Raw genomic sequence first — 24,916 nt, 5'->3', positions numbered from 1 at the left:
CGGAAGTATAGGAGGAGCGGCTGGCGGGAATACCGCATCGATCCTTCAAAAACCCATCAAGGACGCAGTGTTTGCCTCATCCCTTCCTGGTCAAGGAGATCGCCCTGCAGGCCGGCGTCAGCGAGGCGACGGTCGATCGGGTGCTGAACGGGCGTGGCGGCGTGCGCCGCCACACCGAGCAGCGGGTGCGCCAGGCGATCCGCGAGCTGGAGGGTCAGAGCGAGCAGGCGGGGCTCGCCGGCGCCAAGCTGATCATCGACGTGGTGATGGAGGCGCCGGCGCGCTTCTCCGAGGCGGTGCGCCTGGCGCTGGAAGCCGAGATGCCGGGGCTGCGCCCGGCCGTCTTCCGGGCGCGCTACCATTTCGGCGAGGTGGTGCCGGTGCCCGACCTCGTGGCGATGCTCGACCGCATCGGCCGGCGCGGCAGCCACGGCGTGCTGCTCAAAGCGCCGGACATGCCGGCGGTCGCGGCCGCGGTCGAGCGCCTGGCCGGGCGCGGCGTGCCGGTGGTGACGCTGGTCACCGACGTCGCCGCCGCGGGGCGCTCGGCCTATGTCGGCATGGACAACCGCGCCGCGGGCGAGACCGCAGCCTACCTCATCGGCGAATGGCTGGGCCCGGGGCCGGCGCAGGTGCTGGCCACCCTCTCCAGCAGCCGGTTCCGCGGCGAGGAGGAGCGCGAGATCGGCTTTCGCCGCGGCCTGCGCCAGCGCTATCCGCAGTTGGAGGTGATCGACGTCAGCGAGGGCTTCGGCATCGACAAGGCGACGGGCGACCTGGTGCGGGCGGCGCTCGCGGCATCGCCCGGCATCGCCGCGGTCTACTCGATCGGCGGCGGCAACCGCGCCATCGTCGAGGCCTTCCGGGCGATGGGGCGGACCTGCCGGGTGTTCGTGGCGCACGACCTCGACGCCGACAACCTCGCCCTGCTGCGCGGCGCCGCGATCTCGGCCGTGCTGCACCACGACCTGCGCTCGGACATGCGCGCCGCCTGCCAGCACCTGATGCGCGCCCATCGGCTGCTGCCGCGGGCGGCGGCCGCCATGCCTTCGCAGGTTCAGGTGATCACGCCCTTCAACCTGCCGCCGGGGTGAGGGCCTACGCGCCGCGGTGCAGTGTCTCCGCCAGCTTCTCGATGCGGGCGGCAGCCTCGACCACGGCCTCGGCGACGCGCAGTTGCGCCTGCTCGTCGCGCGCCACGGCGCTGGCCCGGGCGTTGCGCAGATCCTGCATCTCCGCCTCCAGGGCGCCGATGCGGCGCTGCGCCTCGGAGAGCTCGTCGGCCACCATGATGCCGGCCATGACCGCGAGGCGCATGTCGCCGATCTCGCCGAAGGAGCCGCGCAGGGCGTCGATCTTGCCGTCGAGCATTCTGCCGAGGTTGAGGAGGTGCTCCTCCTGGCCTTCGTCGCAGGCCATGCGGTAGGCCCGCCCGGCGATCGTGACCGACACATGCGCCATGGTTCAGGGCTCCTGGGGTTCGAGGAGGCTGCGAATGGCGTCGATGGCCTGATCGAGCCGCCGGGAGACGTCGCGATTGGCCGCGTCGACCCTGGCGAAACGGGCGAAGCTGTCGTCGAGCTCCTGGGCCAGCCGGGCGCGATCGTCCGACAGGGCCTGCACCTCGATCTTGTGGTTGGCGCCGACCCTGTCGGCCTCGATCCGTCGCTCCACCGCGTCCTCGATCCGCGACACGGCGGCGGACAGGCGTTGCAGGGCGGTGTCGAGGGGAGGCGTCGTCATCGGTCGCGATTGTCCCTGAGCGGGTCTCCGAACTGTCGCTGCGATGTTCGGACCCGCCATGCCGGGCGAGATCCGGGCATCCGGCTTTCCTCGAATCAACGGCCGAACAACGAGCCGAACCTGAGAAAAAATAGGTCGCGCCGGACACGAGCGTCAATCTGTCACGAGCGCGCCAGGGGCATGCATCCACAAGCCCGGCCGCAAATGCCGGTGCGACTGCCTACCCGGGGTTGTATTCGCCGATCCCGGCCGGGCTTGGGCGGATTCGGGCGATTTCCCTCGAAATGGCCGAAGATTGACAGGCGGAGATGAGGTGTTAAGAACCGCGCGGCCCTTCCGTCGCGTTTCTCCAGCCACAATCAGGACAATGCCCATGATTCAGCGCGAACTCCACGAGCGCATGGCCAATGCCATCCGCGGTCTGGCCATCGACGGTGTCGAGGCCGCCAAGTCCGGGCATCCGGGCATGCCTATGGGCATGGCCGATGTCGCCACGGTGCTGTTCACGCGCTTCCTGAAATATGACGCGGCCCAGCCCAAATGGCCCGACCGCGACCGCTTCGTGCTGTCGGCCGGCCACGGCTCGATGCTGATCTATTCGCTTCTCTACCTGACGGGCGTGCCCGGCATGACCCTGGACGACCTGAAGCATTTCCGCCAGCTCGGCTACAAGACCCCCGGCCATCCCGAGAACTTCCACACCGCCGGCATCGAGACCACCACCGGTCCGCTCGGCCAGGGCCTGGCCACCTCGGTCGGCATGGCCATCGCCGAGAAGATGCTGCAGGCCGAATACGGCCGGAAGATCGTCGACCACCACACCTATGTCATCGCCTCCGACGGCGACCTGATGGAGGGCATCAGCCAGGAGGCGATCGCCCTCGCCGGGCACTACAAGCTCAACAAGATGATCGTCCTGTGGGACGACAACGGCATCTCGATCGACGGGCCGCTGACCCTCTCCGACTCGGTCGACCAGGTGAAGCGCTTCCAGGCCTGCGGCTGGCGCGCCGAGCGCGTCGACGGGCTCGACCCCGAAGCCGTCGCGGCGGCGATCGAACGGGCGCAGAAGTCTTCCAAGCCGACGCTGATCGCCTGCAAGACCATCATCGGCTACGGCGCCCCCAAGAAGCAAGGCACGTCCAAGGCGCATGGCGAGCCGCTCGGTCCCGAGGAGGCCGCCGCGGCCAAGGCCAAGCTCGGCATTCCCGGCGCGCCGTTCGAGGTGCCCGCCGACGTGCTGAAGGCCTGGCGCGAGGTCGGCGCCCGCGGCGCCGAGGCCCGCATCGCCTGGGAAGAGCGCTTCGCCACCCTCTCGGAGCGTAAGCGCGCCGAGTTCACCCGCCGCGTCACCGGCGGCCGGCCGGCCAAGCTCGCCAAGGCGATCTCCCATCACAAGAAGGCGCTGGCGGCAGCGCCCGTCAGCGTGGCGACGCGCAAGGCGTCCGAGCTGGCGCTCGACGTTATCGTCGAGGTGATGCCGGAACTGGTGCTGGGCTCGGCCGACCTGACGCCCTCCAACAACACCAAGGCCAAGGGCCTCGTCGAGATCAGCCCGAAGAACTTCAAGGGCCGCTACATCCACTGGGGCATCCGCGAGTTCGGCATGGCTGCGGCCATGAACGGCATCTACCTGCATGGCGGCTACGTGCCGGCCGGCGGCACCTTCCTGGTGTTCACCGACTATGCCCGCCCGGCCATGCGCCTGGCCGCGCTGATGGGCACCGCGCCGGTCTACGTCATGACCCATGACTCGATCGGCCTCGGCGAGGACGGCCCGACCCACCAGCCGGTGGAGCATCTGGCGGCGCTGCGCGCCATGCCCAACATGCACGTCTACCGCCCCTGCGACGCGATCGAGACGGCCGAGTGCTGGCAACTGGCGCTGGAGCGCACCAACGGGCCGACCGTGCTCGCCCTGACCCGGCAGAACCTGCCGCAGCTGCGCGACTATTCGGCGGCGAACCTGTGCGCCCGGGGCGCCTACGAACTGGTGCCGGCCGTCGGCGGCCCGGCCCGGGTGACGCTGTTCGCCTCGGGCTCGGAAGTCGAGATCGCCTTCAATGCCCGCAAGGTGCTGAACGAGCGCGGCGTGCCGACCCGGGTGGTCTCCGTGCCCTCGCTCGACGTTTTCCTCGGCCAGCCCGACGCGGTGCGCGCCGAGGTCATCGGCGATGCGCCGGTCAAGGTCGCGGTCGAGGCGGCGGTGCGCTTCGGCTGGGATGCGGTGATCGGCGAGCATGGCGGCTTCGTCGGCATGGCGAGCTTCGGCGCCAGCGGACCGATCAAGGATCTCTACCGCCATTTCGGCATCACGGTCGAAGCCGTCGTCGAAACCGCCATGAAGCGTCACAACGGCTGACGTCCGAGCCCCATCTGCTATCATCCATCGTCGAACAGGAAGGAAGTGTCATGGCAGTCCGCGTTGCCATCAACGGCTTCGGCCGTATCGGGCGCAACATTCTCCGGGCCGTGGTCGAGGCCAAGCGCAAGGACATCGAGATCGTCGCCATCAACGACCTGGGGCCGGTCGAGACCAATGCGCATCTGCTGCGCTACGATTCGATCCATGGCCGCTTCCCGGCCGAGGTGACGGTCGACGGTGATTCGATCATCGTCCAGGGCCAGAAGATCAAGGTCACCGCGATCAAGGACCCCTCGACGCTGCCGCACAAGGAACTGGGCATCGACATCGCCTTCGAGTGCACCGGCATCTTCACCGCCCGCGACAAGGCGGCGGCGCACCTCGCCGCCGGCGCCAAGCGCGTCATGGTCTCGGCCCCCTCCGACGGCGCGGACCTCACCGTGGTCTACGGCGTCAACCATGACCAACTGACCAAGGACCACCTGGTCATCTCCAACGCCTCCTGCACCACCAACTGCCTCGCCCCGGTGGCCAAGGTGCTGCACGATGCCTTCGGCATCGAGCGCGGCTTCATGACCACGATCCACTCCTACACCAACGACCAGCCGTCGCTGGACCAGATGCACAAGGATCTCTACCGCGCCCGCGCCGCGGCGCTGTCGATGATCCCGACCTCGACCGGCGCCGCCAAGGCCGTCGGCCTGGTGCTGCCCGACCTGAAGGGGCGCCTCGACGGCACCTCGATCCGCGTGCCGACGCCGAACGTCTCCGTCGTCGACTTCAAGTTCAACACCCGCAGGAAGACCAGCGCCGAGAAGGTCAACGAGGCGATCCTCAAGGCGGCCAAGCGCGGCCCGCTCAAGGGCGTGCTCGCCTACACCGACGAGCCGCTGGTCAGCCGCGACTTCAACCACCACCCGGCGTCCTCGATCTTCGCGCTCGACCAGACCAAGGTGATCGACGAGAAGTTCGTGCGCGTGCTGAGCTGGTACGACAACGAGTGGGGCTTCTCCAACCGCATGGCCGACACGGCCGTCGCGTTCGCGAAGCTGATCTGAGCGTCGGGCGGCGTTCGCGCCGCATGCGTTCTGGAAGAGCCGCCGGGGCGGGCCCGGCGGCAACTCGAACGAGGACCCCAACCCGGGCATCGCCTGGCCGGGGAACGGGTCCGGTGACTTTCATGATCACTCCGATGGCGGCTCGGGCGGCCATCATGGATAGGAATGGGGCTAACCGACGATGACCGCTTTCCGCACCCTCGACGATATCGGCGACGTCACCGGCAAGCGCGTGCTCGTGCGCGTCGACCTCAACGTGCCGACGGACAACGGCGTCGTCACCGACGCCACCCGCATCGAGCGGGTGGCGCCGACCATCCTGGAGCTGTCGCGGGCGCATGCGAAGGTGATCCTGCTCGCCCATTTCGGCCGGCCCAAGGGCGTCGATCCGAAGGAGAGTCTGCGGCCGGTGGCCGAGAAGACCGCCGAGATCCTGCACCGGCCGGTGGCCTTCGCCGAGGACTGCATCGGCGAGGCCGCGGCCAAGGCGGTGGCGGCGATGAAGGACGGCGACATCCTCTGCCTGGAGAACACCCGCTTCCACAAGGGCGAGGAGAAGAACGATCCGGACTTCGTCAAAGCGCTCGCCGCCAATGGCGACATCTGGGTGAACGACGCCTTCTCCGCGGCGCACCGCGCCCACGCCTCGACCGAGGGGCTCGGCCATGTGCTGCCGGCCTATGCCGGGCGCACCATGCAGCAGGAGGTGGAGGCGCTGTCCAGGGCGCTGGAGAACCCGAAGCGGCCGGTCGCCGCGGTGGTGGGCGGGGCCAAGGTCTCGACCAAGCTGGAACTGCTCGGCAACCTCGTCAGCAAGGTCGACGCCCTGGTGATCGGCGGCGGCATGGCCAACACCTTCCTCTATGCCCAGGGCGTCAGCGTCGGCAAGTCGCTGGCGGAGCGCGACCTCGCCGACACGGCGCGCGAGATCCTCAAGAAGGCGCAGGCCGCCAATTGCGCCATCATCCTGCCGGTCGACGCGGTGATCGCCTATCACTTCGCCGCCAACGCCCCGAGCCAGGCCTACGGCCTCGATTCCATTCCGCTGGACGCCATGATCCTCGACGTCGGCCCGCAATCGCTCGAGCGCATCAAGGGCGCCATCGACGAGGCCGAGACGGTGGTGTGGAACGGTCCGCTCGGCGCCTTCGAGCTCACCCCGTTCGACCACGGCACCGTGGCCGCGGCCAAGCACGTGGCGGCGCGCACCAGGGCCGGCAAGCTCCTGTCGGTCGCCGGCGGCGGCGACACGGTGGCGGCGCTCAACCACGCCAAGGTGGCGGACCAGTTCTCCTATGTCTCGACCGCGGGCGGCGCCTTCCTCGAATGGCTGGAAGGCAAGCCGCTGCCAGGCGTGGACGTGCTGCGCAAGAGCTGACGCCGGTCCGCGGCGGAGTCGGGCGCGAGCGGCCTTCCCCACCGACAATCCCGGGCGTTCCCGAGATTGGCATGGAGAGCAAGCCGGAAACGTCCGACTTGCGTGGAGAAGGCTTCCGGCGTGTTGTTCGGACCCGGACGCCGCCCTCGAAATCAGCCCCCAGTCTTGCTTTCGCCCCGATAACGCGCTTGAACACCGGCTCGCCGGAACGAACCGACATGGCCGCAACCGATCCTCGCCCGCCCGTGCAGCTCTATCTCGTGACACCCTTCGTGACCGATGCGGCCGCGTTCGCGCCCGTGCTGCGGCAGGTGCTCGACGCCGGGGAGGTGGCCTGCGTGCTGCTCAACCTCGCCGCGGCCGACGACCACGCCGCCAAGCGCCTGGTCAAGGAGATCGCCGCGGTGGTGCAGCCCAAGGGCGCGGCCCTGATCGTCAACGGCTTCGGCTCGATCGTGGCCCGTGCCGGCGCGGACGGCATTCATATCGCCGACGGCCGCAAGGGGCTGGACGAGGCGCTGGAGAGCTTCAAGCCGGAGCGGATCGTCGGCGCCGGCGGCATCCGGTCGCGCCACGACGCGATGTCGATCGCCGAGACCGGGGTCGACTACATCATGCTCGGCGAGCCGGCGGGCGACGGGCGCACGCCGCCGCTGGAGGCCGTGGTCGAGCGCACGAACTGGTGGGCCGAGCTGTTCGAGATTCCCTGCGTCGCCTATGCGCCCGATCTCGGCTCGGTGCCGCTCCTGGCCGATGCCGGCGCCGATTTCGTCGCCCTCGGCAGCGCGGTCTGGGAGCACGACAGGGGGCCGGCCGAGGCCCTGGCGCTGGCCAGCCGCCTGCTGGCCCAGAGGGAGGTGCAGGCATGAGGCGGTTCGCGCTCGCCCTGGCGGTGGCGCTTGCCGCCACGCCGTCGCTGGCCGAGACCGCCAAGCCGGCGGCCAAGCCGGAATTCCCGCCGATCGAGCCGCCGGTCGCGGCGCCGGGCGCCGACCTCGCCTTCGGCGCCTTCCAGCGCGGCTATTACCTCACGGCCTTCGACGAGGCGACCAAGCGGGTCATGGCCAGCCAGGATCCGGTGGCGATGACGCTGCTCGGCCAGCTCTACGCCGAGGGGCTCGGCGTGCCGCGCGACCCGGCCAAGGCCGCGTCCTGGTACGCCCAGGCGGCACGGCGCGGCAACCGCGACGCGATCTTCGCCTATGGCATGGCCAAGGTGAACGGCAGCGGCGTGCCCAAGGACGAGGCGGGCGGCGTGCTGCTGCTCACCCAGGCGGCGGAGATGAAGGTTCCGGCCGCCTCCTACAATCTCGGCATCCTGGCGCTGCGGCCGACCAACGGCGCGCCGGATTTCGTCACGGCGGTGAAGCGATTCCGCGAAGCGGCCGAACTCGGCAGCGTCGACGCCAAATATTCGCTGGGCGTGCTCTCCAAGGAAGGGCGCGGCATGGCCGTCGACCCGAAGGCCGCCGCCGCCTATTTCCTGGCCGCGGCGCAGGGAGGCCATGTCGATGCCATGATCGAGATCGGCATCGACCTGTACAACGGCGACGGGGTCGACAAGGACGAGGCGGCGGCAGTGGCTTGGTTCCGCAAGGCGGCCGAGGCCGGCTCTCCCATCGGCCGCAACCGCCTGGCCCGGCTTTATGCCGCCGGCAAGGGCGTGCCGGCCGACCCGGCCCTGGCCGGCATGTGGAACCTTCTGGCCCGCGCCGCCGGCCTGCGCGATCCCTGGCTCGACCAGTACATGGCGTCGCAGACCCAGGAAGCCCGCGACGCCGCGCTGAAGGCGGCGATGGACCACGGGCTGTAAGGGCGTTCCGGGGCCTGTGTGTCCCCCCTTTGCCGCGATCGTCGGCCGCGGTCCCGCAACGGGGGGACAGCAGCTCCGGCCATGGCGGGATAACGCATACGTGAAGAAGATTGGATGGCTCGATGGCCGGTCTGGAAATAAGCGTGGCCATCCCGTCCCGAGCAGAGGTGCCGCGCGTGCTGTCCAGATTTGAAGCGTACCAACCTTACCTCCTGAGCTTGCTGCGGTTTGTGTCGGCCCTCGTGCTGTTCAGCTATGGCACGCAGAAAATCCTGGGCTTTCCTGCATCCGATCGAGTTCCCGCCACGTTCTCGCTGCCCTGGATCGCCGGATTGTTCGAGCTGATCCTGGGGCTCGCCCTGCTGCTCGGCTTCCATGCCCGGCTGTCGGCTTTCGTGCTCTCCGGCCTGATGGCCTCTGCCTATTTCATCGCGCATGCGCCGCAGAGCGTCTTTCCCGCCCAGAACGGCGGCGTGGCGGCGATCCTGTTCTGCTTCATCTTCCTCTACCTGACGTTTGCCGGGCCAGGCCCCGTGAGCATCGACGCGCTGCGCGGCCGGAAGGACTGAGCCCACGCGGATGCGCATCGGCCGCCGGAGCGGCCGATGCGCCGCGCTCAGCGCCCGCCGCCGCGCCGAAGGCCTTGCCGGGTCTCGCGCGTGGCGGTGGCATCGACGGCGCCGTGGCTGTCGAGGACAACGCCGAACGTCGCGCGGGCGAAGCCCTCGGACACATAGCCCTCGCGGATGTCGTTCAGGACGGCCTCTTCCGTCCTGTCGGCGGGGGCGCCGTACCCACCGCCGCCCGAGGAGACCGAGACGATGCTCTCGCCCTCGTTCAGCCACACGCCGGTGCACGGCGCCTGGGGCTCGAGCCCGCCGCCCGCCAGGCGCTTGAGGATGCGCGACTGGCCGCCTGCCATGCCGCCCCTGACGCCCTTGGCGACATTGACCATGCCGTCGGCGTTGTAGAACACCCGCATCGGCTCGGCGTCGCGCGGGCCGAATTCGACGCGGATGGACGGGGCGCCGCAGAACTCGCCGGCGCCGCCGGTATCGGGCAGGATGCGCCGCTCCCGGATCAGAAGCGGGTAGGAGAGCTCGTCCACCTCGATGCCGTCGTGCCGGCACATCCCGGCATTGCCGGCGTGGATCAGCGTGAGCCAGCCGTCCTGGCGCGGTGTCGCCGGCCCGCCGGAAATGCCGAGATGGACCTGGTTGACGTAAGGGGCACCCTCCTGGCGCGCGTCGCGTCCGGAGATGACGCCGCCCGCGGCCGGGTAGATCGGTCCGGCCTCGGCCATGCCGAAACCTGCCGCGATCGTCGCCAGGGCGCTCTGCGTCGCGCTCACCACCCGGTCGGCGAGGTTGGTGGTCGCGACCGAGCAACTATAGGGATGGCGCGGGATGCCGACCGCGCAGTTCTCGCGCAGATGGATGTCGATCCGGCGGAACGAGCCGGCATTCGAGGGAATCGTATGGTCGCCCAGGGCGTTGAAGACGCCGAGCAGGCCGCTGCTGCGCGTCGTGCCTTCGGTCAGGTTCAGCCCGCAGGGGAGGCAGTCGGGATTGTCGCGCAGGTCGATCGCGATGCGGGCATTCCGCGCGTCGACCGTCACCGTCGCGGTGACCGGAATGCCGTCCGGCGCGCCGGGGAACGGATCGTGCGTGCTCGTGACGGTCGCGCTTCCGCCCGGCATCCGGCCGATCGCCGCGGCGATCCGCCGCTCGGAATAGTCGAACCAGTTCTCGACGTGGCGGGCGAGCCGGTCCCATCCGACATCGCGCCCCAGCGCCAGCAGCTCATGCTCGCCGATGCGGACGGAGCCGAGCGTCGCCAGGTAGTCGCCCCACCAGATGTCGGGAACGCGGATGCGCGCCTTGCACATGCGGATGATGTCGGCGATGTCCCGGTAGTCCCGCTGGACCTGCACGGCGGGGAAGATCAGCGCGCCCTCCTCGTAGAGGTCGACGGCGTCGCCGATATAGGTGGTCGGCTTGGAGTTGCCGCAATCGGCCTGATGGGCCTTCGCCAGCACGCTGTAGCGATGCACGCCCTCGTCGTCGATGACCGGCACGAAGAGGCAGTGGTCGGCCGCATGCGAGTTGCCGTGATAGGGCGAGTTATGCAGATAGGCGTCGCCCCGTTTCATGTCGGGATGCATGGCGGCGATGTAGCGCGCCATGGCGTCCGGGCCCGACATGACATGGGAGGGCAGGCTCACCGCGCCGGCGACGAGGCGACAGTCTGCGGTCAGCACGACGCACGAGAAGTCGTGGCCGCTGTTCAGCACGCCCGAGCGGGCCGTGCGGAACAAGGTGTTGGCCATCTTGCGGGCGATGCCGTCGATGCGGCTGGCCAGGATCGCCATCTCGATCCCGCCGTCCTGTTGTGCTTCAGCCATTTCGGATGCCTTCCGGATCAGAGTTGAACGACCAGGCCGCCGGCCGGCGTGCGGCTGACCACCGCGCCGGGGTCGATGACGACCGTCGTGAAGGGCGATTCGATCACCGCCGGCCCCGTCAGGCTTTCGCCCGGCGCCAGCTCGCCGACGCGGCGGACCGGCACCTCGGCCCAGCCCCTGCCGGCGAGGTAGACGGGACGGTTCGCCTCGTGTTGCGGCGCGGCGAGCTCGATCTCCGTCCTGCCCTCGATGTCCTTCAGCACGCAGCGGACAAAGGCGCGCCAGGCGATGATCTCGATGCCGGATGCGTCGTCGCTGATCTGGAACAGGGTGCGATGCTCGGCGTGGAAGGCGTCGACCAGGGCCTGGACGGCGCCCGGATCGTCGAAATCCTCGTTGCCGACGGGGATCTCGATCTCCCAGACCTGCTTGGGGTAGCGCGCCTCGATTGCGATCTCGATAGAGGTGCGCAGCGAGCCTTGGCCGTAATCAGCGGCGAACCTCTCGCACCGGGCCCTCAGCTCGCGCACCACGGCCTTGGCGACGGCCGCGTCGAAACGGCTGCTGGTCATGTAGGCGACCTGGGTGAACTCGCCGTAGAGATCCGACATCAGGGCGCCGACGGCGCTGAGCGTGGCGCCACTTTCCGGGACGAGCACGGAGCGGCATTTGAGCCGGCGCCCGACGGAGACGGCGTTGAGTCCACCGGCGCCGCCGCCGCCGATCAGCGTGGCGGAGGTGGTGTCGATGCCCTGGTTGACGGCGATCTCCTCGATGGCGCCGACCATCTTCTCGGTGGTCAGGGCCATGACGGCGAGCGCAGCTTCCTCGACGGAGACGCCCAGCCGGCTCGCGACCTCCCGGTCGAGCGCGGTCCTGGCGGCCTCGACATGCAGCGCCATGGTGCCGCCCAGGAAGTAGTCGGGATCGAGGTAGCCGAGGATCGCGGCGCAGTCGGTAACGGTCGGCAGCCTGCCGCCGCGGCCGTAGCAGACGGGGCCGGGCATGGCCGCCGCGCTCCGGGGGCCGACGCGCAGCAGGCCGCCCTCGTCGACCCAGGCGATGGAGCCGCCGCCCGCGCCGACGCTGGTCACGTCGACGGAGGGAAAGCCCGTCATGTGCCCCTGGAAAGGCTGGCCGATCCAGCTCTCCTTGGTCCGGGGGATGCGTCCGTTGCGCACGACCGAGACGTCGTAGCTGGTGCCGCCGGTGTCGGCGACGATGGCGACCGCGCTGTCGAAGTCGCGCTTCGCATAGTGCCGGCCCGCGACCGGCGCCATGGCCGGCCCGGAGTTCAGGGCATGGATCGGCTCGCCCGCGACGGCCTCCGCGTCCATCACCCCGCCCTGGGACGTGACCATCAGCAGCCGCCCGCCGAAGCCGGCCGCGACGAGGCGCGACTTCAGGCTCTGCAGATAGTGGTTCATCGTCGGCTTGAGCGAGGCGTCCATGCAGGTCGCCGAGGCCCGCCTGTATTCGCGCAGCGTCGGGTTCAGCGCGTGCGAGAGCGTGAACGGCACGTCCGGCAGGATCTCCCGGATCAGTTCGCCGACGCGGCTCTCATGGGCCGGGTTGGCGATCGACCAGAGCAGGCAGACGCCGATCGCCTCGACGCCGAGGGCCTCCAGGCGATGCAGCGTCTCGACCAGGGCGGACTCGTCGAGCGGCTCGATCACCGTGCCGGCGGCGTCGATGCGCTCGTTGACCTCGAAGGTGAGCGCCCGCGGCACGTAGGGCTTGGGATAGGGCAGGGAGTAGTTGAACGGATCGGCCCTGCCGCCCTCGCGGATCACCAGGATGTCCGGATGGCCTTTCGTCGTCAGGAAGGCGGTCCGCGCGACGTTGCCGGTCAGCACGGCGTTGAGCGAACGGGTCGTCGCATGCAGGAAGCTGTCGGCACCGGCGAGGAAGTCCGCCGTGCTGCGATCGAAATGCCGGGCGGCGAGCTCGATCGCGTTCAGAATTCCCCGCACCGGATCCTCGGGCGTCGTCAGGCTCTTGAACATGGTGATGTCGGAGCCGACCTCGACCGCCAGGTCGGTGAATGTTCCGCCGGTATCGCAGGATAGCCGCATGGGATTGCCTCAACTCGGTCTCGTTGGTCTGGATGGAACGGCGACGGTGCCCCGGGGGCGGACAGCTAGGCCTGGGCGGAGTAGCCGCCGTCGACCGGGAGGGCGACGCCGGTCACGAAGTCGGAGGCGGGGCTGGCAAGGAAGATCGCCGTGCCCGCCAGGTCGCCGGGCTGCCCCCAGCGCCCCGCCGGCGTGCGTGCGATGACCTGGTCCTGCAGGTGAGGGGTCGCAGCCCGGCCGCGGATGGTGAGGTCGGTCTCGATCCAGCCGGGCAGGATGGCGTTGACCTGGATCCCGTGCTTGGCCCAGGCCGAGGCCAGGGCCTTGGTCAGCTGGACCACGCCGCCCTTGCTCGCGCCGTAGGGGGCGGAGAAGGAAGCGCCGAAGATCGAGGTCATCGAGCCGATGTTGATGATCTTGCCGCCGCCCTCGCGCATGATCGGGAATGCGGCCAGCGACGCCATGTAGACGCTCGTCAGATTGACGTCGATGAGCATGCGCCACTCGTCGATCTCATAGTCTTCCGGCTGCTTGCGGACATTGGTGCCGGCGTTGTTGACGAGGATGTCGACGCGTCCGAGCCGCGCCTGCACCTGCTCGACAAGGCCGTGGCAGTCGTCCCTTTGCGTCACGTCCGCGCGCAAGGCGAGCACCCGGGCGCCGCGCTCCGCCAAGGCCGAGGCGGCCCTGGCATTCTTGGCCTCGTCCCGCCCGACGAGCGCGACCGCCGCGCCCGCCGAAGCCAGGCCGCCGGCAATGGCGAAGCCGATGCCGCCATTGCCGCCGGTGACGACCGCCGTGCGTCCGGCCAGGTTGAACAGGTTGCGCTCGCCGGCGCCGGTCTCGACTGCGGTGTCTGGCATCGCCCTTCCCCGATCGTCCCCAAAAGCGGTTCTAGGCCGCATATGCCGAGGTCACCTTGCCGATCGCGTCGGCGATCTGCCGCGCGTGCTCCGCCGTCAGGCTTTCCGTCCACCACATGCAGATCGTCTCGCGGCAAGCGCTCTCGGCGGCCGGGCAGATCGCGTCGGCGAAGTTCCAGTTGCGCGAGACGCCGTCGAGCGTGAAGGGCCAGCCGGACTTGCCGAAGGTGATGTGGTCCCGGATCACCGGATATTTGTAGAGAGGTTTCGGTCCGGGATAGCCGATGAAGCCGTCGATGCCCTCGGCGGCGAGCGCCTTCATCACCTCGGGGACCGGCCGGCTCAGCCGCTGCGGGGAGAGGCGGAAGCTGTAGAAGAAATAGGTGCCGACGGTGTTCGGCCGGGGCAGGACCGGCGCGACGTCGAGACCCTGGAGCAGGCTCGTCAGCCGATCCGCGGCGCGGATGCGCGCGCCGACGAGATCGTCGAGCTTGCGCAACTGGCCGAGGCCGACGGCGGCCTGCAACTCGGTCATATGGTAGTTGGGCGCCAGGAACAGGTGGTCGCGCCCGCCTTTGTCCCGCGGCCAAGCCTTGTCGGCGCAGAGGCGGAGGGGTCTGCCGAAGCGATTGTCCTCGTTGGCGATCACCATGCCCCCGTCGCCGGTGGTCATATGCTTGGACTGCTGGAAGCTGAAGCAGCCGATATCGCCCATCGTGCCGCAGAGCCGGCCCTTGTCGTCGGCGAGCAGCGCCTGAGCGCAATCCTCGATCACGAGCAGGTCATGCCTGCGCGCGATCTCCAGGATGGGGTCCATGTCGGCGGGATTGCCGTAGACATGGGTGACGATGATGGCCCGCGTGCGCGCCGTGATGTTGGCCTCGATCGAGCGCGGGCAGATGTTCTGGGTCTGGGGATCGACATCGGCGAACACGGGAATGGCGAGCTGCGCCATGATCGGAATGGCCGTGCCCATGTCGGTGATCGGCGACAGGATGACCTCGTCCCCCGGCTCGGGGTTGAGGTAGAGGACGGCCGTGTGCAGCGAAGCCGTGCCGCTGCTGACCGAGACCGCCTGCCGCACTCCGTAGCGGGCAGCGAAGGCCGCCTCGAACTCGGCGGTCTTCCGGCCATAGAGGAAGGAAAGGCTGCCCGTCTCGATGACCTCCCGCAGCTCCTGTAGCTCTTCGGTGCCGAGCGAACGCCCGGAGGCGTTGCGGATGCTGGGGAGCGGGCTGGGGATCGCCGGCGTTCCGCCGTCTATGGCAAGGTCTGACATGTCGAAGTTCCGAGGGGAGACTGGAGCGTTGAGGCGGTGGCCGGGACAGGCGTCGCCGCAGCCGGTGCGGCGCAGGCGCCGTGCCGGACGAGCATTCGCTGGTTGGCCGCGGTTGGCTGCGGCTCGGGCCAACGCGTTTTGCGATTTGACGGAATCGCGTCAAGCCGCAAAGACGAGTCGAAACAAAGCGTTGGAGCAAAGCGCCTTTCCGCCAAAACACGCTTTGCTCTAGGACGGTCCGGTAGTGCGGGCCGGCTGGGTGTCGACGCCCGCCATCAGGCGCAGCAGCTCGCCTTCGGAGGTTTCCGACGTCCGGACCTCCGCCACGATCCGACCGTGCCGGAGGACATAGACGCGTTGCGTCGTCTCCATCACGTCGCTGAGGCGATGGCTGACCAGCATCACGGCGACGCCGCGGCTCGGCAGCTTGCGGATCATCTCCAGGAGCGGCTGGCCGGCGCCGACCGACAGGGCCGCCGTCGGTTCGTCCATGATCACCAGCCGGGGGTTGAAGGCGACCGCACGGGCGATCGCCACCATCTGGCGCTGGCCGCCGGAGAGGGCCGTCACCGGCTCCAGCAGGCTGGGCAGCCGGACGTTCAGGACCTCGAGCAGTTCCTGCGCCCGGGCGAGCATCTCCTCATGGGCGAGGGCGCGATGGCCGAAGATGGTGCGCCGGCGGATTTCCCGCGCCAGGAAGATGTTGGAGCAGATGTCGAGATTGTCGCACAGCGCCAGGTCCTGGTAGACCATCTCGACGCCGTGTTCCCGCGCCCAGGAGTTCGAGGCGTGGCGCACCTCCGCGCCGTTGATCGCGATGCTGCCGCTGCTTGGGACGACATCGCCGGCGATCATTTTCATCAACGTCGACTTGCCGGCGCCGTTGTCGCCGACGAAGCCGACGATCTCTCCCGCTCCGATATGGAAGTCGACGCCGCGGGTCGCCTCCACGGCGGCGTAATTCTTCCGCAAGCCGCGCACCAGCACGGCCGGCGGCGATCCGTTCGCGAGCTGGCCCGTCATTTCGGCCTCCTCTGGGCGGCCGTGTCGACGAAGACGGCGATCAGCAGCAGGGCGCCGGTGATGATCATCTGGTAGAAGGTGTTCACGCCGGCCAGGCTCAGGCCGTTGGTGATGCTGCTCATCAGCAGGGCGCCGACGATCGCGCCGATGATCGTCCCGGTGCCGCCGAAGAGGCTGGTTCCCCCGACGATCGACGCGCTGATCGCGTCGAGGGCGAGGAAGAGGCCGAGATTGGGGGGCGCGGAGTCGAGCCGTGACGCCTGCAGGATGCCGGCGACGGCCGCCAGCCCGCCCATCATCCCGAACAGGACGAGGAGCACCTGCTTGACCTTGACGCCGGCGCGGCGCGCCGATTCCGGATTGCCGCCGACGGCATAGACGTAGCGGCCGAACGCGGTGTTCCGCCCGACATAGTCCAGGAGGAAGGCGACCGCGCACAGCAGCGCCAGCGGATAGGGGATGCCGCTCGCCAGGCCGAACACCCAGATGCCCAGTGCCGCGAACGCCAGCCCGAGACCGAGGACCACGATGTTGACCGGACGCAGTGTCCTGACGTGCGGGCCGAGAATGTCCGTGTACCGGCGCAGCCACGACCAGACGCCATAGGCAGCCAGCAGCACGATGATCGCGATGCTCACCGTCGGCGGGATGACGCCGTTGGCGATGGCATAGAAGACGTCGCTGCCGCCGGATACGGTCTCGGCGCCGGAGATGACATAGGCCGTCCCGCGCAGATAGGAGAACCCGGCGAGGGTGACGATGAAGGAGGGGATGCCCAGGAAGACGCGGACCGCTCCCTGGAACAGCCCGATCGCCACTCCGAGCGTCAGCACCGCCGCCACGGCCAGCGCGTCGTTCCAGCCGGCCTTGACGGTCAGCTGCATGACCGTCACCGCGCAGACGGCCAGCAGGGCGCCGACCGAAAGATCGATCTCGCGTGCCACCAGGAGCCAGGTCAGCCCGGCGGCGAGCAGGGACGTGATCGTCATCTGCACGGCGAGGTTGGAGAGGTTCCTCGGCGTGATGAACACGCCGGTCCAGGCATGGAAGCCGATCCAGATGACGATGGTCGTGGCGACGAGCGCCACCATCCGCCAGGCATGCGCCTCGGCCGCCCGGGAATAGCGGGGCGCGACGCCGACACCCCGCTGATCGCTCGCGCCGGGGTTCGCGGTGCCGACGATCCCGTTCATCACAGCAGCCCTTCCGCGCCGGCCGGCCATGACGATTTGGGAATGTCGCGGAAGATCTCCTTCGCATCGACATAGCCGGGGCTATAGTCCTTGATGTAGGAGACGATGTTGTCCCTGGTGACGTTGAAGTCCTCGATCGGCACATAAGGCACGCTGATGCCGCCGGCGTCGTAGGTCTGGTTCGTCTCGATCTTTCCGCCGGCTGCCAGCTTCGCGCAGAGCTCGCCGGACGTCCTGCCCATCACGTCGAAGCGTGTGAAGCTCGACAGTGCCATCTTGCCCTGCAGGATGAGCTTGCAGCCCGTCGTGGTGGCGTCCATGCCGGAGACGAACACCTTGCCGGCCAGGCCGGCCTTCTCCAGGGCGCCGATGGCCGCCGCGGCCATGTCGTCATTGTTGCACAGGAAGCCCTTGATGTCGTTGCCGGCCGCTGTCAGGGCATCGTCGGCCTGGCGCCGCGCCGATTCCGGATCCCAGCCTTCGTGGAACTTCTGGCTGACGATCCTGACCTTGCCCGAGTCCAGGTACGGCTTCAGCGCATCCATATAACCCTGGGTCATCTCGGTGGCGACGGCGTTGCCGGCCTGGCCGGACACGATCACCCAGTTGCCGCTGAGCACGCCGGCCTTTTCAGCCGCCTCCACGGCCTTGCGGCCGACGCCGTTGTTGTCGCGCGCGACATAGACGTCGACGTCCTTGGACGGGATCGCCGTGTTGTAGGCGAGGACGGGAACGCCGGCACGCTTGGCCTTGCGCGCCATGTTGACGCCGGCGTCGGCGACGATGGCGACCAGCGCCAGGCAGTCGACGCCCCGCGTCAGCAGGTTCTCGACGTCGGCCAATTGCTGGTCGACCTTGAAGTCGGCCTGGACGACGATCGGCGTCAGCTTGGCCGCCTGGACCGCCTGCTCGAAGCTCGGCCGGTCGAGATATTTCCAGCGCGGCACCGTGAAAGTTTCCATCGCGAAACCGATGTTTCCGGTGGTCGCGAAGGCCGGTGCGCCGATCAGGGTGCTCGCGGCCGCACCCAGACCCAGTCCGAGTGCCCCGCGGCGCGTGATCGAAGGCCGTGGCATCCCCCTGCTCATGGCAATTCCTCGTTTCCAGATGGTTCGCGGCCTCTTCGGACCGCATCGGTTAAGTCTTCCTCCGGGCCGAGCCGGCCTGGAGCGAGCGAGGCCGGTATCGGCCCGGCTCGCTCCTTGGAGAGTTGCTTTTATGAAATTTGTTGTCAAGATGGAAAAATTGTTGCTTGAAGTCGGTCGTGTGGGCCTCGTGCGCTGGAGGCCATGATCGTGTTTCATGGCTGAAAAGGCACCCCCGGCAACGGCGATTTCCGGTAAAAGTGCCGTCGCATGGGGCAGGAGGGAGGCCAGGATGTTTCTATCGAGCGGCTGCCGACGTCCGTCCGGGATGCCGACGGTGTCGTCGACGGCTCGGGACCGGCGTGGCGGCGCGACCCAGTGTTTCTCGATCGCCAACTCGGTCGTTCCCGAGCGGCCTCGCCAGACCTTCCCGACCTGGGCTCGCGCATCGAGGGACCCTTGCGGGCCTGGCGCGGTCTGCGCCGTCAGGAGCCGCCATGGCAGGCCCGAGCCGCCCAAGCAGGTTCTCTCGAACCTGCTTACACTTGTAAGTTCGAGCAGCGTTGATGTTGCATTGAAAATGCAACATCAATCGTGGCGAGAGCCACGAGAAGGCTGCTTAGGCCCGATCCCCTCGGCATGGCGCCGGTTGGGACCGGCCGCGCCGGGGCCTGCCTATGCGGGCGGCAAGTTTCACATTATGAACGGAATCGAAAGCTCGCGCGAGTCATGCGGTCGGAAAGCACAATGGCGCTCAAGGTGAAACAGGCGACGCCCTCCATCGGCCAGGGGCTGCGGGAGCGTCGCGCCCATCACGGCTGGACTCTCGCCGATGTCGCCCGGAAGACGGGGATCTCGAAGTCGACCCTCTCCAAGGTGGAGAACGACCTGATTTCTCCATCCTACCAGACGATCCTGCAATTGTGCGCCGGGCTCGGGATCGAGATCGGCGATCTTGTCGCCGGAGCGTCGGCGGACACGGTGGCGGACAAGCGGCCCCTGACGGGCCGGCGCAGCATATCGTACGGTCACGCCGGCCTCACCCTGAGGGACGACCAGTTCGTCTACACCTATCTGTGCACCGACATCGCCCACAAGCGCATCATTCCGATGGTCGTCGAGGTCAAGGCGAACTCGATCAAGGAGGTCGGCGACCTGTGGAACCATGTCGGCGAGGAGTTCCTCTACGTGCTGCAGGGCTCCATCGAGCTCCACACGGAGTTCTACGAGCCGAGCCTGCTCGCCGCCGGCGACGCCGCCTATTTCGACAGCACGATGAGCCATGCCTATGTCAGCACCGGCGGGGATCCGGCCTGGCTGCTGATCTGCTGCTCGAGCGCGACGCCGAACCTGGCGCAGACCTTGCGGGAGGAACTCGCCAAGCGCCTCAACCGGCGCAGCGCCAAGCGCGTGCCGCAGAAGCGCGCGGAGGAGACCCCCGGGTAGGGGATCGGTCGAGCACAGCGTCCCGCAGCCTGGGACGGATGCCTACATCGCCCCCCCGCTGACGCCCTTGCGGCCGATGCTCTCATAGCGGAAGCCGCGCCGGGCCATGTCCTCGGGCCGGTAGATGTTGCGCAGGTCGACGATCAGCGGCTGGACCAGCATCTCCTTGACGCGGTCGAGGTCGAGGGCGCGGAACTCGTCCCACTCGGTGACGATCACGCCGGCATCGGCGCCGTCGAGGCAGTCATAGGGATTGGCGCGGTACTCGACCTCGCCGAGCACCTTGCGCGCCTCGTCCATCCCCTCCGGATCGTAGACACGGACCTTGGCGCCCTTGTCGAGCAGGGCGTAGACGATCGGGATCGACGGGCTCTCGCGCATGTCGTCGGTGTTGGGCTTGAAGGTCAGGCCGAGCAGAGCGATGGTCTTGCCCGCGACGTTGCCGTCGAGCGCCGAGACGATCTTGCGCGCCATCGAGGTCTTGCGGGCATCGTTGACGTTGACCACGGCCTCGACCAGGCGCAGCGGCACGCCATGGTCCTGTCCGGTGCGCATCAGCGCCAGCGTATCCTTGGGGAAGCACGAGCCGCCATAGCCCGGCCCGGCATGCAGGAACTTGGAGCCGATGCGCTTGTCGAGGCCGATGCCGCGCGCCACCTCCTGCACGTTGGCGCCGGCCTTCTCGCACAGGTCGGCGATCTCGTTGATGAAGGTGATCTTGGTGGCGAGGAAGGCGTTGGCCGCGTATTTGATCAGCTCGGACGTGCGCCGTTCCGTGAACAGCAGCGGTCCCTGGTTGAGGTAGAGCGGGCGATAGACTTCCGACATCGCGGCGCGGGCCCGCTCGTCCTCGGTGCCGATGACGATGCGGTCCGGCCGCTTGAAATCCTCGATCGCCGCGCCCTCGCGCAGGAATTCCGGATTGGAGACCACGGCGACGTCGGCCTGCGGCCGGGTCTCGCGGATGATGCGCTCGACCTCGTCGCCGGTGCCGACGGGCACGGTCGACTTGGTCACCACCACGGTGAAGCCGTCGACGGCGGCCGCGATCTCGCGGGCCGCGCCGTAGACATAGGACAGGTCCGCATGACCGTCGCCGCGGCGCGAGGGCGTGCCGACCGCGACGAACACCACGCCGGCCTCGCGCACGGCCGGGGCGAGATCGGTGGCGAAGGACAGGCGCTTCTCGCGGACGTTGCGGGCGACGAGGTCGTCCAGGCCGGGCTCGTAGATCGGCATCCGGCCGGCCAGCAGCCCCTCGATCTTGGCCGGATCCTTGTCGACACAGGTGACCACGTGGCCGAAATCGGCAAGGCAGGCTCCGGTCACCAGCCCGACATACCCCGTTCCGATCATAGCGATACGCAAGGCGAGCCCTCAGTTCGTTCGTGGATGGCGATAGGCTCCGGTGACGCCGCGGCGACCCCCGATGCCCGTGCAGGCGAGGCGCAGGCCGCACGCGCCGGCCGGGAAAGACGGCACCGTAGCGGCATCCGCATGATAGGTGAGGCAAATCGGTCGTTTGCGCAACCTGTCTCCCGCGGCCCGGACCGGCGCGACGGCCCTGCTCGGGCAAAAATTCGTGCTGCCGCGGGGACGATCATTAGAATATATAGTCTATCAAAATTATTGACTTAATGATGGCGACATGGTCGGCTGATCCTCGCCGCGCCGCCCCGCCGGGTCCGCGAACGGCGAACCGAAAGACGATCCCATGCCCGATTCCTCCGCCGGCGAGACCCTGCCGGTCCTCGACATCAGCCGCTTCGACGCCGACGCCGCCGAGCGTGCCGCCTTCCTGGACGACCTGCGACGGGCTGCGCGCGGTCCGGGCTTCTTCTATCTCGTCGGCCACGGCATCGCCCCCTCGCTGATCGGCGAGGTCCTGGCGCTGTCGCGCCGGTTCTTCGCCCTGCCGGAGGCCGACAAGCTCGCCATCGAGATGGTCAACTCGCCGCATTTCCGCGGCTACAATCGCGCCGGCTTCGAGCACACCCGCGGCAAGCCGGACTGGCGCGAGCAGGTCGATATCGGCGCGGAGCGTCCGGCCCTGCCGGCCGATCCGGCCGCGCCGCCCTGGACGCGGCTGCAGGGACCGAACCAGTGGCCCGACGCCCTGCCGGAGCTGAGGCCGGTGCTGCTCGACTACCAGGCGGCGGTGACGACGCTGGCGATCCGCGTGCTGCGCGCCTTCGCGGTGGCCCTGGAGCAGCCGGAGACCGTGTTCGAACCGATCTACACGCCGGTGCCGAACCAACTGCTGAAGATCATCCGCTATCCCGGTCGGGACGCGACCTCGAGCGACCAGGGCGTCGGCGCCCACAAGGATTCCGGCTTCGTCACCGTGCTCCTGCAGGACCGCCAGGGCGGGCTGCAGGTGGAAGGGGAGGCGGGCTGGATCGACGCGCCGCCGGTCGAGGGCAGCTTCGTCGTCAACATCGGCGAGATCCTGGAGCTGGCCTCGGACGGCTATCTCCGGGCCAATGTCCACCGGGTGGTGACGCCGCCCGCCGGCGTCGATCGCCTGTCGGTCGCCTTCTTCCTCGGCGCCCGGCTCGACGCCAGCGTGCCGCTGCTCGACTTGCCGCCGCACCTGGCCGCCGAGGCGCGGGGCCTGACCCGGGATCCGCTCAACCCGCTGTTCCGCGAGGTCGGGCGCAACGTCCTCAAGAGCCGCCTGCGCTCCCATCCGGACGTCGCCCGCCGCCATCACGCCGACCTGCTCGACCCCAGCGCCGGGCCGGCCTCCGCCTATTGATCCGACGCTGTTCCGGAGAGACGCCATGACCACTGCTTCACCCCGCTTCGAGACCCTGGCCCTGCACGGCGGCAGCTACCGCGCCGATCCGACGACCGGCGCGGTGGCCGTGCCGATCTACCAGACCACCTCCTACCAGTTCCATGACACCGGCCATGCCTCGCGCCTGTTCGCGCTGGAGGAGCTCGGCAACATCTACACGCGGGTGCAGAACCCGACCACGACGGCGCTGGAGGAGCGCGTCGCCGCCTTGGAGGGCGGGGCCGCGGCGCTGGCGATCGCCTCGGGCCAGACCGCCTCGGCCTATGCGCTGCTCAATGTCGCCCAGGCCGGCGACAACGTCGTGTCCTCGACCGATCTCTACGGCGGCACCTGGACGCTGTTCTCCCAGACGCTGAAGCAGTTCGGCGTCGAGGTGCGCTTCGTCGATCCGGCCGATCCGGAGAATTTCCGCCGCGCCACCGACGATCGGACCAGGGCGTATTATGCCGAGACGCTGCCGAACCCGAAGCTGAACGTGTTCCCGATCGGCGAGGTCGCCGAGATCGGCCGCTCGCTCGGCGTGCCGCTGGTGGTGGACAACACCGCCGCGCCGCTGATCGCCCGGCCCTTCGAGCACGGCGCCGCCGTGGTGGTCTATTCCGCCACCAAATATATCGGCGGCCACGGCACCTCGATCGGCGGCCTGATCATCGACGGCGGCAACTTCCCCTGGGAGGAGCATGCCGCCCGCTTCCCGCTGCTGACGGAGCCGGACGAAGCCTATCACGGCGCGGTCTGGACCGAGGCGGCCAAGCCGCTCGGCCCGATCGCCTATGTGCTCAGGGCCCGGGTGAAGCTGCTGCGCGACCTCGGCGCGGCGCTGTCGCCCTTCAACGCCTTCCAACTGCTGCAGGGGCTGGAGACGCTGCCGCTGCGGCTGCGCCAGCACAACGAGAATGCGGTCAAGGTCGCCGATTTCCTGGCCGGACATCCGGCGGTCGAGCATGTCGTCTTCCCCGGGCTGCAGAGCGGCGAGCCGCGCCGCCGGGCCGATGCCTATCTCAAGGGCGGCTATGGCGGGCTGGTCGGCTTCGAGCTGAAGGGCGGCGTCGAGGCGGGCCGTGCCTTCATCGACGGGCTGAAGCTGTTCTACCATGTCGCCAATATCGGCGATGCCCGCTCGCTCGCCATCCATCCGGCCTCGACCACGCATCAGCAGCTGACGCAGCAGGAGCAGCAGGCCGCCGGGGTGACGCCCGGCTATGTCCGGCTCTCGGTCGGCCTCGAACATGCCGACGACATCCTGGCCGACCTGTCGCAGGCGCTCGACCGGGCCGTCCCGGCCATCGGCGGCGAGCCGGCCCGCAAGGCGGCGTGACGCCGGTTTTCGCCTCGGAGGGATTGCGCATGACCACCAGACCATCGAACGGCCTCGGGGCACTGTCCCGCCGCGGGCTGCTGCGGGCGGCCGGCACGCTCGGCCTGGCCGCGACGGCCGGCGTCGTCGGTCGCGGCCTGGCCGCGCCCGCCATCGCCGGCCCGGCTCCGAAGATCCGCCTCGCCTGGACGGAAGTGGCGGCCTGCCATTCCCCGCTCGGCTTCGGCGTCGCCAAGGGCATCTATGCCAGGCACAATCTCGACGTCGAGCTGTTCTACCAGGGCGCGAGCGGCCAGACCCTGATCCAGGCGCTCGCCACCGGCAAGGCCGATGCCGGCGCCGGCCTGATCGGCGACTGGCTGAAGCCGCTGGAGCAGGGCTTCGACGTCAAGCTCTTCGTCGGCTCGCATGGCGGCTGCCAGCGGCTGCTGGCCTCCAAGGCCTCCGGCGTCACCGACCTTGCCGGCGTCAAGGGCAAGACCATCGCCACCTACGGCATCGGTGCCCCACCGCAGGTCGCCTTCCAGGTCACGCTGGCTAAGGCCGGCATCGACCCGGAGGCGGACGTGACCTGGAAGGCGGTGCCGTTCGACCTCGTTGGCGACAGCGTCGAGCGCGGCGAGGCCGACCTCGCCGCCCATCTCGACCCCTGGGCCTATGCGATCGAGCGGAAATTCGGCTTCACCAAGATCGCCGATACCCAGACGGGCGTCTATGAGGGGCACACCTGCTGCGTGCTCGGCGCCAACGGTCCGTTCCTGGATGCCAACAAGGACGCGATCCGCCGCCTCGCCGAGGCGAATATCGAGGTGCACGAATACACCGCCAGCCATCCCGACGAGGTGGCGCAATGGTACTTCGACACGCTGAAGCCGGCCGGCCTCGGGCTCGACGACCTCAACGCGGTGATCGCCGGCCTGGTGGCCCACAATCACCCGATCGGCCAGCCGCTGGTCGACCAGATCCGCCAGTCGGCAGAGGACCTGAAGCTGGTCAAGGTGCTCGATCCGACCACGGATCCGCGGGCGTTCGCCGAGCGGATCACGGTCAACCTGCTCGCCTGAGGCCGGTCG

21 protein-coding genes are annotated in these 24,916 nt (G+C 68.9%); 11 read left to right on the top strand and 10 right to left on the bottom strand.

Annotation, left to right across the window (positions count from 1 at the left end; all coding sequences use genetic code 11):
* Positions 1–71: 71 nt before the first annotated feature.
* A complete protein-coding gene (locus AC27L4_RS25740; RefSeq protein ID WP_487145378.1) occupies positions 72–1,094 on the top strand; it encodes a LacI family DNA-binding transcriptional regulator in 1,023 nt (340 codons plus the stop codon).
* A gap of 4 nt (positions 1,095–1,098) precedes the next feature.
* Here AC27L4_RS25740 and AC27L4_RS25735 read toward each other — a convergent pair whose 3' ends face one another.
* Together AC27L4_RS25735 and AC27L4_RS25730 are read right to left on the bottom strand one after the other, a co-directional pair.
* A complete protein-coding gene (locus AC27L4_RS25735; protein ID WP_487145377.1) occupies positions 1,099–1,461 on the bottom strand; it encodes a cell division protein ZapA in 363 nt (120 codons plus the stop codon).
* A gap of 3 nt (positions 1,462–1,464) precedes the next feature.
* On the bottom strand, positions 1,465–1,743 hold the full coding sequence (locus AC27L4_RS25730; protein ID WP_487145376.1) for a DUF4164 domain-containing protein: 279 nt from the start codon (positions 1,741–1,743) through the stop codon (positions 1,465–1,467).
* A gap of 373 nt (positions 1,744–2,116) precedes the next feature.
* On the opposite strand from AC27L4_RS25730, the gene tkt reads away from it, so the two are divergent.
* The 6 genes from tkt (at position 2,117) to AC27L4_RS25700 (ending at position 8,926) form a co-directional block, all read left to right on the top strand.
* Positions 2,117–4,105 carry a transketolase gene (gene tkt, locus AC27L4_RS25725; RefSeq protein ID WP_487145375.1) on the top strand — a complete coding sequence of 663 codons (1,989 nt, stop codon included), beginning with the start codon at positions 2,117–2,119 and terminating at the stop codon, positions 4,103–4,105.
* Between the two features lie 50 nt (positions 4,106–4,155).
* Complete coding sequence (gene gap, locus AC27L4_RS25720; protein ID WP_487145374.1) at positions 4,156–5,166, top strand: type I glyceraldehyde-3-phosphate dehydrogenase; 1,011 nt, start codon at positions 4,156–4,158, stop codon at positions 5,164–5,166.
* Between the two features lie 181 nt (positions 5,167–5,347).
* Positions 5,348–6,544, top strand: a complete 1,197-nt coding sequence (locus AC27L4_RS25715; RefSeq protein ID WP_487145373.1) for a phosphoglycerate kinase — start codon at positions 5,348–5,350, stop codon at positions 6,542–6,544.
* 218 nt (positions 6,545–6,762) lie between these two features.
* Positions 6,763–7,413, top strand: coding sequence for a thiamine phosphate synthase (locus AC27L4_RS25710; protein WP_487145372.1), 651 nt, complete (start codon positions 6,763–6,765; stop codon positions 7,411–7,413).
* Positions 7,410–8,357, top strand: a complete 948-nt coding sequence (locus tag AC27L4_RS25705) for a tetratricopeptide repeat protein (RefSeq protein ID WP_487145371.1) — start codon at positions 7,410–7,412, stop codon at positions 8,355–8,357. Before AC27L4_RS25710 ends, AC27L4_RS25705 begins: the two co-directional genes overlap by 4 nt.
* Positions 8,358–8,479: 122 nt before the next feature.
* Complete coding sequence (locus AC27L4_RS25700) at positions 8,480–8,926, top strand: DoxX family protein (RefSeq protein WP_487145370.1); 447 nt, start codon at positions 8,480–8,482, stop codon at positions 8,924–8,926.
* Between the two features lie 47 nt (positions 8,927–8,973).
* Here the strand turns inward: AC27L4_RS25700 and AC27L4_RS25695 are convergent, their stop codons facing one another.
* The 7 genes from AC27L4_RS25695 to AC27L4_RS25665 form a co-directional block, all read right to left on the bottom strand.
* Positions 8,974–10,761 carry a hydantoinase B/oxoprolinase family protein gene (locus tag AC27L4_RS25695; RefSeq protein ID WP_487145369.1) on the bottom strand — a complete coding sequence of 596 codons (1,788 nt, stop codon included), beginning with the start codon at positions 10,759–10,761 and terminating at the stop codon, positions 8,974–8,976.
* Positions 10,762–10,778: 17 nt separating this feature from the next.
* Positions 10,779–12,836 carry a hydantoinase/oxoprolinase family protein gene (locus AC27L4_RS25690; protein ID WP_487145368.1) on the bottom strand — a complete coding sequence of 686 codons (2,058 nt, stop codon included), beginning with the start codon at positions 12,834–12,836 and terminating at the stop codon, positions 10,779–10,781.
* A 65-nt stretch (positions 12,837–12,901) separates the two neighbouring features.
* Entirely contained in the window at positions 12,902–13,699 is a 798-nt protein-coding gene (locus AC27L4_RS25685) for a glucose 1-dehydrogenase (RefSeq protein WP_487145367.1), read from the bottom strand.
* Between the two features lie 31 nt (positions 13,700–13,730).
* Complete coding sequence (locus AC27L4_RS25680) at positions 13,731–14,978, bottom strand: DegT/DnrJ/EryC1/StrS family aminotransferase (RefSeq protein ID WP_487145365.1); 1,248 nt, start codon at positions 14,976–14,978, stop codon at positions 13,731–13,733.
* A 228-nt stretch (positions 14,979–15,206) separates the two neighbouring features.
* A complete protein-coding gene (locus AC27L4_RS25675) occupies positions 15,207–16,001 on the bottom strand; it encodes an ATP-binding cassette domain-containing protein (protein ID WP_487145364.1) in 795 nt (264 codons plus the stop codon).
* Entirely contained in the window at positions 15,998–17,194 is a 1,197-nt protein-coding gene (locus tag AC27L4_RS25670; protein WP_487145363.1) for a sugar ABC transporter permease, read from the bottom strand. Before AC27L4_RS25670 ends, AC27L4_RS25675 begins: the two co-directional genes overlap by 4 nt.
* Entirely contained in the window at positions 17,194–18,156 is a 963-nt protein-coding gene (locus tag AC27L4_RS25665) for a substrate-binding domain-containing protein (protein WP_487145362.1), read from the bottom strand. The genes AC27L4_RS25670 and AC27L4_RS25665 overlap by 1 nt, the downstream gene beginning before the upstream one ends.
* Positions 18,157–19,026: 870 nt before the next feature.
* On the opposite strand from AC27L4_RS25665, the gene AC27L4_RS25660 reads away from it, so the two are divergent.
* The gene (locus tag AC27L4_RS25660; protein ID WP_487145361.1) at positions 19,027–19,725 is read left to right on the top strand and encodes a helix-turn-helix domain-containing protein; all 699 of its coding nucleotides are present in this window, start codon (positions 19,027–19,029) and stop codon (positions 19,723–19,725) included.
* A gap of 42 nt (positions 19,726–19,767) precedes the next feature.
* Here the strand turns inward: AC27L4_RS25660 and AC27L4_RS25655 are convergent, their stop codons facing one another.
* Positions 19,768–21,093 carry a UDP-glucose dehydrogenase family protein gene (locus AC27L4_RS25655; protein WP_487145360.1) on the bottom strand — a complete coding sequence of 442 codons (1,326 nt, stop codon included), beginning with the start codon at positions 21,091–21,093 and terminating at the stop codon, positions 19,768–19,770.
* Between the two features lie 346 nt (positions 21,094–21,439).
* Between AC27L4_RS25655 and AC27L4_RS25650 the strand changes: the two genes are divergently transcribed.
* Genes AC27L4_RS25650 through AC27L4_RS25640 form a run of 3 tightly spaced genes read left to right on the top strand, consistent with a single transcriptional unit; the run spans position 21,440 to position 24,907 of the window.
* Positions 21,440–22,483, top strand: a complete 1,044-nt coding sequence (locus AC27L4_RS25650; protein WP_487145359.1) for an isopenicillin N synthase family dioxygenase — start codon at positions 21,440–21,442, stop codon at positions 22,481–22,483.
* A gap of 25 nt (positions 22,484–22,508) precedes the next feature.
* Positions 22,509–23,843 (top strand): O-acetylhomoserine aminocarboxypropyltransferase/cysteine synthase family protein, encoded by a 1,335-nt coding sequence (locus tag AC27L4_RS25645; RefSeq protein ID WP_487145358.1) that lies wholly within the window; start codon positions 22,509–22,511, stop codon positions 23,841–23,843.
* A gap of 29 nt (positions 23,844–23,872) precedes the next feature.
* Positions 23,873–24,907, top strand: coding sequence for an ABC transporter substrate-binding protein (locus tag AC27L4_RS25640; protein ID WP_487145357.1), 1,035 nt, complete (start codon positions 23,873–23,875; stop codon positions 24,905–24,907).
* Positions 24,908–24,916 lie beyond the last annotated feature (9 nt).

Source organism: Labrys sp. Lb11 (genome assembly GCF_057554225.1).
Note: the sequence above shows the minus strand (reverse complement) of the source record. Positions and strands in the feature narration are given on the sequence as shown.

Coding starts and splice junctions, on each gene's coding strand:
- AC27L4_RS25650 (WP_487145359.1), top strand. CDS start 21,440: ATGCCCGATTCCTCCGCCGGCGAGACCCTGCCGGTCCTCGACATCAGC.
- AC27L4_RS25645 (WP_487145358.1), top strand. CDS start 22,509: ATGACCACTGCTTCACCCCGCTTCGAGACCCTGGCCCTGCACGGCGGC.
- AC27L4_RS25685 (WP_487145367.1), bottom strand. CDS start 13,699: ATGCCAGACACCGCAGTCGAGACCGGCGCCGGCGAGCGCAACCTGTTC.
- AC27L4_RS25705 (WP_487145371.1), top strand. CDS start 7,410: ATGAGGCGGTTCGCGCTCGCCCTGGCGGTGGCGCTTGCCGCCACGCCG.
- AC27L4_RS25675 (WP_487145364.1), bottom strand. CDS start 16,001: ATGACGGGCCAGCTCGCGAACGGATCGCCGCCGGCCGTGCTGGTGCGC.
- AC27L4_RS25735 (WP_487145377.1), bottom strand. CDS start 1,461: ATGGCGCATGTGTCGGTCACGATCGCCGGGCGGGCCTACCGCATGGCC.
- AC27L4_RS25710 (WP_487145372.1), top strand. CDS start 6,763: ATGGCCGCAACCGATCCTCGCCCGCCCGTGCAGCTCTATCTCGTGACA.
- AC27L4_RS25660 (WP_487145361.1), top strand. CDS start 19,027: ATGGCGCTCAAGGTGAAACAGGCGACGCCCTCCATCGGCCAGGGGCTG.
- AC27L4_RS25690 (WP_487145368.1), bottom strand. CDS start 12,836: ATGCGGCTATCCTGCGATACCGGCGGAACATTCACCGACCTGGCGGTC.
- AC27L4_RS25670 (WP_487145363.1), bottom strand. CDS start 17,194: ATGAACGGGATCGTCGGCACCGCGAACCCCGGCGCGAGCGATCAGCGG.
- AC27L4_RS25665 (WP_487145362.1), bottom strand. CDS start 18,156: ATGGAAACTTTCACGGTGCCGCGCTGGAAATATCTCGACCGGCCGAGC.
- AC27L4_RS25730 (WP_487145376.1), bottom strand. CDS start 1,743: ATGACGACGCCTCCCCTCGACACCGCCCTGCAACGCCTGTCCGCCGCC.
- AC27L4_RS25695 (WP_487145369.1), bottom strand. CDS start 10,761: ATGGCTGAAGCACAACAGGACGGCGGGATCGAGATGGCGATCCTGGCC.
- AC27L4_RS25700 (WP_487145370.1), top strand. CDS start 8,480: ATGGCCGGTCTGGAAATAAGCGTGGCCATCCCGTCCCGAGCAGAGGTG.
- AC27L4_RS25640 (WP_487145357.1), top strand. CDS start 23,873: ATGACCACCAGACCATCGAACGGCCTCGGGGCACTGTCCCGCCGCGGG.
- tkt (WP_487145375.1), top strand. CDS start 2,117: ATGATTCAGCGCGAACTCCACGAGCGCATGGCCAATGCCATCCGCGGT.
- AC27L4_RS25715 (WP_487145373.1), top strand. CDS start 5,348: ATGACCGCTTTCCGCACCCTCGACGATATCGGCGACGTCACCGGCAAG.
- AC27L4_RS25680 (WP_487145365.1), bottom strand. CDS start 14,978: ATGTCAGACCTTGCCATAGACGGCGGAACGCCGGCGATCCCCAGCCCG.
- gap (WP_487145374.1), top strand. CDS start 4,156: ATGGCAGTCCGCGTTGCCATCAACGGCTTCGGCCGTATCGGGCGCAAC.